Origin of the sequence: Mesorhizobium sp. LSHC420B00 (assembly GCF_000503055.1) — a bacterium.
Classification (GTDB): Bacteria; Pseudomonadota; Alphaproteobacteria; order Rhizobiales; family Rhizobiaceae; genus Mesorhizobium.
Window position 1 is genome coordinate 249,012 of the sequence record NZ_AYVY01000003.1, and the last position, 12,274, is coordinate 261,285.

10 protein-coding genes are annotated in these 12,274 nt (G+C 62.6%); all 10 read right to left on the reverse strand.

From position 1 onward, the window contains the following. Window positions 1–79: 79 nt before the first annotated feature. The 10 genes from X760_RS48850 to X760_RS48890 all read right to left on the reverse strand — a co-directional run bounded on the left by X760_RS48850 (window position 80) and on the right by X760_RS48890 (window position 12,248). The gene (locus X760_RS48850; RefSeq protein WP_023718039.1) at window positions 80–1,477 is read right to left on the reverse strand and encodes an NAD(P)(+) transhydrogenase (Re/Si-specific) subunit beta; all 1,398 of its coding nucleotides are present in this window, start codon (window positions 1,475–1,477) and stop codon (window positions 80–82) included. 6 nt (window positions 1,478–1,483) lie between these two features. After that, window positions 1,484–1,909, reverse strand: a complete 426-nt coding sequence (locus X760_RS48855; protein ID WP_023718040.1) for an NAD(P) transhydrogenase subunit alpha — start codon at window positions 1,907–1,909, stop codon at window positions 1,484–1,486. Continuing rightward, window positions 1,906–3,180, reverse strand: a complete 1,275-nt coding sequence (locus X760_RS48860; protein ID WP_023718041.1) for a Re/Si-specific NAD(P)(+) transhydrogenase subunit alpha — start codon at window positions 3,178–3,180, stop codon at window positions 1,906–1,908. Before X760_RS48860 ends, X760_RS48855 begins: the two co-directional genes overlap by 4 nt. 81 nt (window positions 3,181–3,261) lie before the next feature. Continuing rightward, on the reverse strand, window positions 3,262–3,486 hold the full coding sequence (locus X760_RS48865) for an aa3-type cytochrome c oxidase subunit IV (protein ID WP_023718042.1): 225 nt from the start codon (window positions 3,484–3,486) through the stop codon (window positions 3,262–3,264). 244 nt (window positions 3,487–3,730) lie between these two features. Continuing rightward, a complete protein-coding gene (locus X760_RS74480; RefSeq protein ID WP_023718043.1) occupies window positions 3,731–3,880 on the reverse strand; it encodes a DUF3096 domain-containing protein in 150 nt (49 codons plus the stop codon). A 109-nt stretch (window positions 3,881–3,989) separates the two neighbouring features. Continuing rightward, entirely contained in the window at window positions 3,990–4,673 is a 684-nt protein-coding gene (locus X760_RS48870; protein ID WP_245278538.1) for a hypothetical protein, read from the reverse strand. Between the two features lie 244 nt (window positions 4,674–4,917). After that, window positions 4,918–7,230: an EAL domain-containing protein gene (locus X760_RS48875; protein ID WP_023718046.1), complete on the reverse strand. Its 2,313-nt coding sequence runs from the start codon at window positions 7,228–7,230 to the stop codon at window positions 4,918–4,920. A 152-nt stretch (window positions 7,231–7,382) separates the two neighbouring features. Next, entirely contained in the window at window positions 7,383–10,862 is a 3,480-nt protein-coding gene (locus tag X760_RS48880; protein ID WP_023718047.1) for an indolepyruvate ferredoxin oxidoreductase family protein, read from the reverse strand. A gap of 224 nt (window positions 10,863–11,086) precedes the next feature. Continuing rightward, window positions 11,087–11,632 carry a hypothetical protein gene (locus X760_RS48885; RefSeq protein WP_023718048.1) on the reverse strand — a complete coding sequence of 182 codons (546 nt, stop codon included), beginning with the start codon at window positions 11,630–11,632 and terminating at the stop codon, window positions 11,087–11,089. Beyond that, window positions 11,625–12,248 carry a CGNR zinc finger domain-containing protein gene (locus tag X760_RS48890; RefSeq protein WP_023718049.1) on the reverse strand — a complete coding sequence of 208 codons (624 nt, stop codon included), beginning with the start codon at window positions 12,246–12,248 and terminating at the stop codon, window positions 11,625–11,627. Before X760_RS48890 ends, X760_RS48885 begins: the two co-directional genes overlap by 8 nt. Window positions 12,249–12,274 lie beyond the last annotated feature (26 nt).

The window sequence follows — 12,274 nt, forward strand, 5'->3', positions numbered from 1 at the left end:
GGTAACAGCCAAGAAAAAGCCCGGCGCGGAGCCAGGGCTGTATTTCGACGACCGGCAGTGAGTTGGCAACGACGCCGTTTCAGTGATCAATCGCCTTGACGATCTCCTCGGTCATCTTCTTGGCGTCGCCGAGCAGCATCATGGTGCCGTCCTTGTAGAACAGCGTGTTGTCGATGCCGGCATAGCCGGACCCGAGCGAGCGCTTGACGAACAGGCAGGTGCGCGCCTTGTCGACGTCGAGGATCGGCATGCCATAGATCGGCGACGATTTGTCGTCGCGGGCGGACGGATTGGTGACGTCGTTGGCGCCGATGACATAGGCGACATCGGCCTGCGCGAACTCAGAGTTGATGTCCTCCAGCTCGAACACTTCGTCGTAAGGCACGTTGGCTTCCGCCAAGAGCACATTCATGTGGCCGGGCATGCGGCCGGCCACCGGATGGATGGCGTATTTGACGTCGACGCCGTTGGCCTTGAGCTTGTCGGCCATTTCGCGCAGCGCGTGCTGCGCCTGGGCGACGGCCATGCCGTAACCCGGCACGATGATGACCTTTTGCGCATTCATCATCAGATAGGCGGCATCCTCGGCAGAGCCCTGCTTGACGGTGCGCTCGATGCCGTCGTCGGCAGCGGCTGATGTCTCGCCGCCGAAGCCGCCGAGGATGACCGAGATGAAGCTTCGGTTCATGCCTTTGCACATGATGTAGGACAGGATGGCGCCCGATGAGCCGACCAGCGCGCCGGTGATGATCAGCGCCAGATTGCCGAGCGTGAAACCGAGTGCCGCCGCTGCCCAGCCCGAATAGGAATTGAGCATCGATACGACCACCGGCATGTCGGCGCCGCCGATCGGGATGATGAGAAGGACGCCGAGCACGAGCGAGGCGGCAACGATCAGCCAGAACACCAGCTTGGACTCGGTGGTGACGAGCAGCATGATCAGCACAATGAGCGCTATGCCCAGGGCTGCGTTGATGAAGTGACGGCCGCCGATCATGATCGGCTTGCCCGACATGCGGCCGTCGAGCTTCAAGAAGGCGATGACCGAGCCGGTGAAGGTGATGGCGCCGATGGCAACGCCGAGGCTCATCTCGATCAGCGCCTGGGCATGGATATCGGCGACGGTGCCGATGCCGAAACTTTCCGGCGCATAGATGGCGGCGGCCGCCACCATGACCGCGGCAAGACCGACCAGCGAGTGGAAGGCGGCGACCAGCTGCGGCATCGAGGTCATGGCAATGCGCCGTGCCGTGACCGCACCGACCGAGCCGCCGATGGCGAGGCCGAGCACGATCAGCGCAAAGCGGCCGGCGGAAGGGGTGGCCAGCGCCAGCGTCGTGACAATGGCGATGCCCATGCCGATCATGCCGTACATGTTGCCCTGGCGGCTGGTGGTCGGATGCGACAGGCCGCGCAATGCCAGGATGAACAGGATGCCGGAGACCAGATAGAGGAAGGAGGCGAAGTTGGCGTTCATAGCGGCCTACTTTTCCTTCTTCTTGTACATGGCCAGCATGCGCTGGGTGACGAGGAAGCCGCCGAAGATGTTGACCGATACCAGCATCAGCGCAACAAAGCCGAAGCCGGTGGCGATGCCCGAGGCCGAGATGCCGACGGCAAGCAACGCGCCGACGACGATGACGGAGGAAATGGCGTTGGTGACCGCCATTAATGGCGTGTGCAGCGCCGGCGTGACCGACCAGACGACGTAGTAGCCGACGAAGATCGCCAGCACGAAGATGGCGAAGCGGAAGACGAAGGGATCGATCGCGCCGCCGGACAGCGCGTGCGCGGCGTCACCAGCGGCCTCGGTGCCGGGCGCGGTGGCCAGGTTCTGTACCGCAAGGCGGACGGCAGCTGTGGCCTGGTCGAGCTGGTCGAGGGCTTTCTGCAGGGTCTGATCCATCACGCGATCCCTCCGGTGGTCTTGGGCTTCCTCGAAGCGGCCGGCCTCTTCGCAGCCGGCTTCGCCGAAGCCTCGGCAACCATCGTCTTGGCCGGAATGGCCGGCGGTTCGACATGTTGGCCCTTTGGCGGCTCCTGCTCAGCCCTGACGAAGGCGGGATGCACGACCTTGCCGGCATCGGTCAGCATGGTTGCCTTGACCAGCTCGTCGTCGCGGTTGATGGCAAGCGTCTTCGTCGCCTTGTCAACCAGCGTCTCGAGGAAGGCATAGAGGTTTCTCGCATAGAGCAGCGAGGCGGAGGCGGCGACGCGACCGGGAACGTTGAGATGGCCGACGATCTTTACCCCGTTGGCGGTGGTCACCACCTGCCCCGGAACGGCGCCCTCGACGTTGCCGCCACGCTCGACCGCAAGGTCGACGATCACCGAGCCGGGTTTCATCGAGGCGACCATCGCCGCCGAAACCAGCTTCGGCGCTGGCCGGCCGGGGATGAGCGCCGTGGTGATGACGATGTCCTGCTTGGCGATGTGCTCGGCGGTCAGCGCCGCCTGCTTGGCCTGATACTCCTTCGACATTTCCTTGGCGTAGCCGCCGGCCGTCTCGGCCGCCTTGAATTCCTCGTCCTCGACCGCCAGGAACTTTGCGCCGAGCGAAGCAACCTGCTCCTTGGCAGCCGGGCGCACATCGGTGGCGGTGACCACGGCGCCGAGGCGGCGCGCGGTGGCGATGGCCTGCAGACCGGCGACGCCGACGCCCATGATGAAGGCCTTCGCCGCCGGTACCGTGCCAGCCGCCGTCATCATCATCGGCAACGCCCGGTCATATTCGGCAGCCGCGTCGATCACCGCCTGATAGCCGGCGAGGTTCGCCTGGCTGGATAGAACGTCCATCGACTGGGCGCGGGTGATGCGCGGCATGAACTCCATGGAAAAAGCAGTAGCACCGGCCCTGGCCAACGCGGCGACGCCGGCATCGTTGCCATAGGGATCCATGATGGCGATCACGGCAGTGCCCGGCCGATAGACTTTCAGCTCGGCATCGCTCGGCCGGCGCACCTTCAGCACGACATCAGCCCTGGAAACATCGCCGGCCTTGCCGATCGCGGCGCCGGCCTTGGCAAACTCCTCGTCGGGAATGCGCGACGCCGCGCCGGCGCCAGCTTCGACGACCACGTCGAAACCCAGCGCCGCCAGCCGCTTCACCGTGTCGGGCGAGGCCGCGACGCGCGGCTCGTTCGCGTCGAGCTCACGAGGGATGAAAACCGTCTGTCCCACCGCATGATCCTTTCGGCCGCAACCCGTTACCGCAAGACGCCGGCCGGCCCCCGGCGGCGTCCTCGACAAAAATTGGAGGAGTTATCGGAGAATAAAGGCGCCGACGGCCAGGATCAGAACGAACAGGATGGTCCCCGAGAAGAAGCCGCCCACAAAGAAGCCGAACGCCATGGCCAGAAGCACTGCGGCGCAAAACAGCGACCCGTATTTGGCCAGCATCAGGAAGCCGGCATAGGTGCGGTCGTGCTCGGCATAGTCCATCTTCGCGCCCAGTTCGACAGGACCGGTCGGCGTGTGTTCAGCCATAGGAATACCCCTTCGAAGACATCTTTCAGGCACATAGCGAAAAGCCGCGTTAAGGGCAATGGCGCTATTGCCGCATCGCCGCAGCGCCGCAGCCAACAGTCTCAAGCGAAACTTGAAATCGCTGCGTCAATGATGTGCCGCAACGTGCGCAGCGGCTATGACTGACCCAACCCCTGAAACGAGGCGGGTCGGAGCGCGGCGATACCAATCACAATGGATGGCAGGTCCGCTATTGCCGATGTCGTTAGCTGGCGAGATGCGGGAACAGCCCGAGCAGGCCGACAACGATCAGATAAAGGGCGACGATATAATTGAGCAGCCGCGGCATCACCAGGATCAGCACGCCTGCAATCAGCGAGATAAGCGGGGTAAGGGCGAGTGTCGAAATGGTCATATCGGTTCCTTGGATCGGATCGCTATCGAAGCGATGCTTGGCGGATGCCAGCCTACCACCAGCACCTTGCCCAGAACGCCGAAGCTACCGGAAGGCTCCATGGGCTCGTTCAGGCGGCTTCGCGAAAATACTTGGCGGTAGGCAGGATGGTCAGCGGAGCGAGTTCGCCGGCACCGGGCGCATTGAATAACATACGCTGCTCCATTGGCGTCGAACGGAAGAATGGAAAGCGCGACAGCGACCGTTCGCGAATAGCGCCAACATCAGCACGGTAGAGCACGACCTTGTTATAGACGCCAGGATAGGCACGAGGCTCACTGATCTTCTCGGCGTAGTAGATCCGCTTGTAGAAGCCGGCGTGATCCTCGCGGATGGTCGAAAGGCAATAGGGCGCGTTGAAGTGAAAACATGCCATGCCGGCGAGCCGCAGCGTGAGATAGGGTATTTGCGGATAGACGCGCGACCATTCCGGGTCGGAGGCGAACCGACTGGGGCAGACGAAGCTCATGCCCTCCTCGAGCATCGGCATGACGATGTCACCGAAAGCTTTGGTGGAAGGCGATCTTGGCGTCGACAGCGTTACGTGATGAATACGCAGTGTGCTGACGAGTTCCTGGTCGATGTAGACACCGAACCGGAAGACGTTAGGCACCTCGTCGAGTTCGTCGTGAATGGTGTGGTTCTCGTTATCGGGAACCATATCGTTGGAACGGTACGACTTGTAGCGCAGGCGATAGATGTCCTCGAGATCCTCGCCCTTGTCGCAACGGCGGTATTCCGTCCGCTCCAGCATCGCCGAAACATTCCTGGCGAAACTAGACATAGTTTCGGACGAATTTTCACCGCCCGCGCTCGCCGCATGGCCGAGCGAACTCAACTGGGCACACATGAACTTTATTCCCCGCGATTACCGCCACCAGCCGACACTACGGCCGGGTCATGAGATGTAAAGATGAAAATAAGTACGAGCTCGTTTACCGCTCGTTAAGGTTAACAATTAATAAAATTATACTAAAATACGCGGTTTTCAGCGCAAATCAGCGCCGCGGCGCCTTCCTTGCGGTCTGGATGTCTTTGGCGAATGGCCAGACGGTGCTTGACATCGTCTCGATGCCGGACGCGCTGAGTGCCGACCCGAACAGAAAGCCCTGGACCAGGTCCGGCTTGACCTGCAATGCTAGGATCTTGAGCTGTTCGAAGGTCTCGACACCTTCGACGGTAACCGAAAGTCCCAGCGGCCGTGACAGGTTGACGATGCCCTTGAGCAATTCGAGCGACCGGCTGTTCTGGGTAACGTCGATCAGGAACGAGCGATCGATCTTGATCTTGTCGAGCGGCAGTTTGTGGAGATAGCTGAGGCTCGAATAACCGGTACCGAAATCGTCGAGCGCGATGCGAACGCCGAGCCGCTTCAATTCCTCGATATATTGGCGTGTCAGCGACTTGTCATCGAGCAGCGCCGTCTCGGTGACCTCGATCTCGAGGCGGTCGGCCGGCAGACCGGAACCGGCCAGCGCATCGCGAACCTTCTGGATGACATCACGATTGCGGAAATCCTTGGCCGAGAGATTGACCGACACGCTGGTCTGGGCCGGCCATTTGGCGCATTCCGTGCAGGCCGCATGCAGGACGAAAGTGCTGATGTCGGAAATGATGCCCATTTCCTCCGCAAGAGGAATGAAGATACCGGGGGAGATCGGCCCGAGGTCGGGATGATCCCAGCGGCACAGCGCCTCGCAACTGGCGATCCGCATCGTGTTCATCGCGACGATCGGCTGGTAGACGACTCGCAGCTCCTTGTTTTCCACCGCACTGCGCAGATCCGCCTTCATCAGCTGGCGGCTGCGGAAGGCAGCGTCCATGGAGGCCTCGAACAGCCGCCAGCCGTTCTTGCCAAGCTCCTTTGCCTTGTAGAGTGCAAGGTCGGCCTTGACGATCATGGCATCGACGTCGGTATCCCTGACCCGCGAGAGCGCCGCACCTCCGCTGGCCTGGATGCGCAATCCGTGGCCGGCGACATCGACCTCGCCCTGTAGATTGACAAAGATCTCATCAACCTGGCCGGTCAGATGGCTTTCATCTTCGATGCGTTCGAAGAAGATCATGAACTCGTCGCCGCCGAAGCGGCTGACGGTGATACCTGGCCCGGCGATCGCGGCCAGCCGCTCAGCGACGGCGTAGATCAAACCGTCACCGACCGGATGGCCGAGCGTATCATTTACGCTCTTGAAATCGTCGAGGTCGAGCACGACCAGCCCGCAGAGACGGTCCGGATCGCCCGAGGCCATGGCCTCCACGACCAGCTCATGGAAATAGGCGCGATTGGGCAGACCGGTGAGACTGTCGTAGCGCGCCATGAAGCGGATCTTGTCCTCCGCCTCGACGCGGGCGGTCACATCCTCGAAAGTGATGACGCCCAGTTCCTGGCTGCCTTCCCGGGCAGAAAATTCATAGTGCTGGCCGTTGGCGAGCGAGACCAGAACCTTGCGGTCGCGGCCCTCGCGCAGGGCGCGCGTCAGTTGGGCTTCGATGTAGCGGCAATCCTTCGGCGCCAGCATGCCGCCGGCAACGCCGCGCATCAGCAGACCGTGGATCGACCGTCCGAGCAAGGCATCCGGCGATTTGAGCGACATCAGGTGCGCGGCTTCGGCATTGGCCACCGCTACCCGGCCGTCCGGACCGAGCATGACAAGACCATGCGACATGGTGTTGAGGGCGCGGTTGAAACGCTGTGCGATGCGGTTCGCCTTTTTTTCCTCCGAGACGGCGGCAAAAAGCACGTCGCGGACCGTGTCGGCGAATTTGCGAATAGCAAACAGGAATGGGGCGGACAGGAGCCCGAGAAGGATGTGGTAGATATCGCCACGTAAAAGGAACCCCAACGAGATCGGCCACGTCAAGGCAAGCGTCAGGATGGTGACCATGCGCGGGGAGCCATAGTTGCGCCCGGCAATGGAGGTGGCCGTGGCCAGCGTCAGGCAGACGGAGGCGATCTCAGCGAAATTGTCTCGCGCAAAATAGATGCCAAGCAGGCAGAAGGCGCCAAGCGTGAGCCCGTGCAAGGAGCCATAGAGGATGTAGTCGTTCTCGCGCTTGTGCGCCTCTTCCCAGGTCGCCGGCGGGGGCAAGCTGTTGTATTTGCGGAAGTTTCTCATACGGAAGATGCCGACGAGAACCATCGCGATCGCGACAAGCAGATAAAGCGGGTCGCCGCTTTTCCACCAGACAAGGCCGATCAGGAAGGTCTGCGCGACAATGCCGATCGAAAGCGTAACGCCGTCGCGAAACAGAGTTTCCACGAACGGAATGTAAACGTCGACCGGAATCTCGTTTTGTCTTTTCAGATTCACGCCTGGATCCCAACCCTTGGGAACCCAGCAGTGTCACATTGGCCTTAAGAAAGGTTTAGAGAGGCGGTTAGAGACCTGCCGGGATCCCCCGCTGACGCTGCGGACACAGGGAAACTACCGTTCAGGTAAACAAGGCGTATCACGGTGCGGAATCATTCGGCGGCTTGAAGCTGCGGCCGCAGTGGCGCCGTCGAAAGGCGGTCGAGCAGACGCTGGCGTTCGCCGGCGGCTTTTTCGGCACTGGCCCGCTTGACGTGGCCATAGCCGCGGATGAGCGCCGGCACCGAGACAAGCGCGGCAGCGGCCTCGATCTTGCCCGGTGCCAGCGCGCCGGCGACAAGCTCCAGGTCGGCTTCATAGATGGCAAGAAGCTGCCGCTCCATACGCCTCTCGGCGCTGTAGCCGAACAGGTCGAAAGCGGTGCCGCGCAGGCCCTTCATCGCCGCCAGCAGGCGGAACCCGTTCATCATCCACGGACCAAAGCTCGATTTCTTCGGCTTGCCGTCACTGCCGCGCCTGCCCATGATCGGCGGTGCGAGATGGAATTCGAGCCTGTCGTAACTCTGGAACTGCTTTGCGAGATCTGCGGCAAAGGAGCCGTCGGTATAGAGCCGCGCCACCTCGTATTCGTCCTTGATAGCCATCAGCTTGAACAGGTTCTTTGCGGCAGCTTCGGTCACCACGGTCGAACCGGGCACGACCTTGGTTTCGGCCTTACGCAGCGCTGCCAGTCTGTCGGCATAGCGCTTGCCATAGGCGGCGTTCTGATAGGCGGTCAGGAAGGCGACGCGGCGGGCAATGATGTCGGCCAGCGTCTCGGCAATCGCGGCAGGCTGCGTGGCCTTGCCCGGCTGGGTGAGAAGGCCGCGCACGAAATCCGGCTGGTGGGCGGCGCGGCGACCCCAGCGAAATGCCGCGATATTCATCGCCACCGCCTCGCCGTTGAGCTCGATTGCCTTCTCGACCGCCTCGTCCGACAGCGGCAAGCCGCCATGCTGGAAGGCAAAGCCGAGCATAAACATGTTGGCGCCGAGCGAACTGCCGAACAGCGCGGTGGCGGTGCGGGTGGCGTCGAAGAAATGCGCCTTGTCGTCGCCCGCGGCAGTTCTTATCGCTTTCTTCAGCCGCTCGATAGGCAGCGAGAAATCGGCCGAACGGGCGAACTCGCCCGGCATGATCTCGGCGGTGTTGGCGAGGAAGATGGTATAGCCTTCGCGCACCGCGGCCAGCACCTTCTTTGCACCCGAAACGACGAGATCGCAGCCAAGCACGAGATCGGCCTTGCCGGCCGATACGCGAATGGCGTGGATGTCGTCCGGCGTGCGGGCAATACGGACATGGGTGAACACGGAGCCGCCCTTTTGTGCGAGGCCGGCCATGTCGATCATGCCGCAGCCCTTGCCTTCGAGGTGGGCTGCCATGCCGAGCACTGCGCCAATGGTGACGACGCCGGTGCCGCCGACACCGTCTATGATTGCCGCCCAGCCTTGTTCACCGAGCGTAAATTGCGCCGGCGCCGGCACCCCCGCGAGCGGGTCGGCCGCGCCGGCTATGCCGTCGGCTTTCCTGATTTTGGGGCCGTGGATGGTGACGAAGGACGGGCAGAAACCATTGACGCAAGAGAAGTCCTTGTTGCAGCTCGACTGGTCGATCTTGCGCTTGCGGCCGAATTCGGTCTCGACCGGCTGGATCGAGACGCAATTCGACTGCACGCCGCAATCGCCGCAACCTTCGCAGACCAGCTCGTTGATGAAGATGCGCTTGTCGGGATCGGGGAAGGTGCCGCGTTTGCGGCGGCGGCGCTTCTCGGCGGCGCAGGTCTGGTCGTAGAGCAGCACCGAGACGCCCTTGACCGAACGCAACTCGCGCTGGACGAGATCGAGGTCGTCGCGGTGGTGGATGGTGGCGCCGGCGGGAAATTCCACCTTGCCGGTATATTTGTCCGGCTCGTCGGTGACGATGGCGATGCGCTCGACGCCCTCGGCGCGCACCTGCCTGGCGATCATGTCCACCGTCAGGCCGCCCTCGTGCGGCTGCCCGCCGGTCATCGCGACGGCGTCATTGTAGAGGATTTTGTAGGTGATGTTGGCGTCGGTCGACAGCGCGAAGCGGATCGCCAGCACACCCGAGTGGTTGTAGGTCCCATCGCCCAGATTCTGGAAGATGTGCTCGCGCTTCGAGAACGGCGCCTGGCCGACCCACTGCGCGCCCTCGCCGCCCATGGCAGTGAAGCCGACGGTGTTGCGGTCCATCCACAGCGCCATGAAATGACACCCGATTCCGGCGGCGGCGAGCGAGCCGTCCGGCACCTTGGTCGAGGAATTGTGTGGGCAGCCGGAGCAGAAGAAGGGCGTGCGCGAGGCGATGTCTGACGTGTCGGCCAGCATCGCCTGGAACTGGCGCAATTTCGCCACCCGCGCGGCAATTTCTTCCGACGGGCCGATCGTTAGCAAGATCCTCTCGCCGAGTGCGATGGCAATGTCGTTGGGGTCGAGCGCGCCCTTGGCCGGGAACAGCCAGTCGCCGCGTTCGTTTTTCTTGCCGACGATGACCGGCTGCGTGGCGGTGCCGTAAAGGTTCTCGCGCAGTTGCACCTCGATCAGCGAGCGTTTCTCCTCGACGACAACGATGGTGTCTAGGCCGCGAGCAAAGTCGGCGATGTGCTGCAGGTCGAGCGGCCACGGGCAGCCGACCTTGAACAGCCTGATACCGATACGATTGGCGGCCACTTCGTCGATGCCTATGTCTTCGAGCGCCTGCCGAACGTCGAGATAACTCTTGCCGATGGTGACGATGCCAAGCTTCGGGCTGCTGCCGCCTGAATAGACGATCCGGTTCAGCCCGTTGGCGTGGATGAAGGCCGAAGCAGCGGCGCGCTTGTATTCATGCAACCGCTCCTCCTGGCCGAGCATGTCGATCTCGTTACGGATGTTGAGGCCGCCGGGCGGCATGTCGAAGTCCGGGATGACGATATCTAGCCGGTCGAGCGCGGCATCGACCGAGGCCGTCGATTCGATGTTGTCCTTGACGCATTTGATCGCCGCCCAGGTGCCGGCAAAACGCGACATGGCAAAGCCGTGGAGGCCGTAGTCGATGATCTCCTGGACACCGGCCGGATTGAGGATCGGCACCATGGTGTCGACAAACAGGAACTCGGTGGCATGCGCGTTGGTCGAGGATTCGGCCATGTGGTCGTCACCCATCAGGGCCAGCACGCCGCCATGTTTCGACGAGCCGGCGAGATTGGCGTGACGGAACACGTCGCCGGAGCGGTCGACGCCCGGACCCTTGCCGTACCAGACCGAAAAAACGCCGTCACGAGTGCCCTCGCCCAGCAATTCGGCCTGCTGCGAGCCCCAGCAGGCGGTGGCGGCGAGCTCCTCGTTGAGACCGGGCTGGAAGACGATGTCCGACTGCGCGAGCTGGTCCCGGGCCTTCCACAGCTGCATGTCGAGGCCGCCGAGCGGCGAGCCGCGATAGCCGGAGACGAAACCGGCGGTGTTCAGGCCAGCCCGGCGGTCGCGCTCGCGTTGCATCAGAAGCATGCGGATGACTGCTTGGGCACCCGACAGGAAGATGCGCTCCTTTGCCAGGTCGAACTTGTCGTCGAGCGCGACATTGTGCAGCGTCATCAGGCATTTCCTGTGCGGAAGCCGCACCTGGAGGGTGCGCGGCCAACGTCGGAGTCAAGTACCTATAGTCTTTCTTCCCTTGCCGGGGAGGTCAAACAAAATCGAAGCCGCCAGGCGGTCCGCAACAAATCATCAACGCCGCGCCCGCCGGCGTAAGAAACCGCGCGTCGGCTGTTTTCGACAGCAATAAAATTCCGCGCCATCCGATGCCGTCGAAAAATGCGTCAGAGACCTTTCGAACAGTCGGGCTTAGGTTCGTTCGGCAACTTGCCGTCCGGGTGGCCGGCAAGGTCCGGATTGGGCGTATAAAGCTGATCGATGACCAGCGGCCGGTCGGGCAGGACGGACTGGTCCTCCGTCGACATCAGAGTGGTGTCGATCTTCTGGAGGATCGTGCCGTCAGCGTCCTTGATGCTGATCGCGATCGCGTAAGGCTTGTCCTTGACGACGCATTGAAGCGCCGGACTCTCCAGCGTCACCTTGTCGAGCTTCGGCCAGATTTTCTGCTCGACTGCCAGCGGCTCGCCGCCGGCCGGGTTTTGGAAGCTGGCGACCGCGACCTGCCCCTCCCCCATCGGCCGCAACGGCCGCAGCGTAACGAGGTAGGTCGCCCTGGCGAGGCGATAGTTGAACACGAATATCTTGCCTGAAATCTCGAACAATTTGCCATCGCCGTTGTCGTCCGTGCCCGTCTCGCGACAGGCGCCGAGCGCTGCAGCCACAATCAGCGCAACCCCGACAACGATCGAGCGCGAAAACAGCCTAGCCATTCTGGACCTCGCCATTGTGGACCTCGTTCGCCGCCGTCCGGCGGCGATAGTGACGGTTTGCCTTCTGGCGGTTGCCGCATACCGCCATGTCGCACCAAAGGCGGCTGGAATTGCGGCTTCGGTCGACAAACAGCCAGCTGCAGTTGGGACAAATCCTCAGCCTGGCGATGGTGTCGCCGCGCAGCAGCGACAGCGCCGAGACCGCCAATGCCGCCTCAAAGGCGATCGGCGTCGCCGGGTCGCCGAACGGTTTTCCAAGCGTCCCGATTTCGGTGCGGCCATGGGCGAGGCCGTCGGCGCAGGCTTCCAGGAATTCAGGCATGTCGGCGGTGGCGATCGCACCTTTCGACACCGCGCGGCGAAACAGCCGATCGGTGGTTTCGCGGATCGACAGTACCACCGGCGCGATCTTGTCCGGCGACGGGGCCTCCAGCCGCCTGCCGCCGAGCTCGGCGGCGCGAAAGCCGCTGGCGGCTTCGGCAAAGCGGGCAATCTCGGCGGGATCGTCGAAACGGTCGAAGGTCTTCTCCGGATGGTGCCGCAGCACAACGGTGTTCGCCGTGTCGAGCGCAAGCATGCCGCCGGTGAAGCGGTGCGGAGTCCAGGATACCGTCATGCGATGAAATCTAACCGATAAATCGC